This is a genomic window from Veronia nyctiphanis, from assembly GCF_004116385.1.
Lineage (GTDB): Bacteria > Pseudomonadota > Gammaproteobacteria > Enterobacterales > Vibrionaceae > Veronia > Veronia nyctiphanis.
Genome location: NZ_PEIB01000127.1, coordinates 1 through 203, shown reverse-complemented (window position 1 = coordinate 203; position 203 = coordinate 1). Strand labels below are relative to the sequence as shown.

Here is a 203-nt window from a genome sequence, read left to right as displayed (position 1 = left end):
GTGTCGGATATTGGAAGTTGCGGGCCTTTACGGGGTTGTCTTCTGAGCTCGGCGCAGTTAAAGTCGGCAACGTCATTTACAACCGACCTTTTTCTACACGCCAGAGGCCGATATTTTCTCTGTCATTGGACAAAATGGGGGATTCTTGGTGTCGGATATTGGAAGTTGCGGGCCTTTACGGGGTTGTCTTCTGAGCTCGGCGC

Annotated in this window: 1 protein-coding gene; it reads left to right on the top strand. The window is 51.7% G+C overall.

Annotation, left to right across the window (positions count from 1 at the left end; translation table 11 throughout):
* The coding region (locus CS022_RS27030) for a hypothetical protein (protein ID WP_235869903.1) at nucleotides 1-194 on the top strand (194 nt) is incomplete at its 5' end.
* Between the last annotated feature and the right edge of the window lie 9 nt (nucleotides 195-203).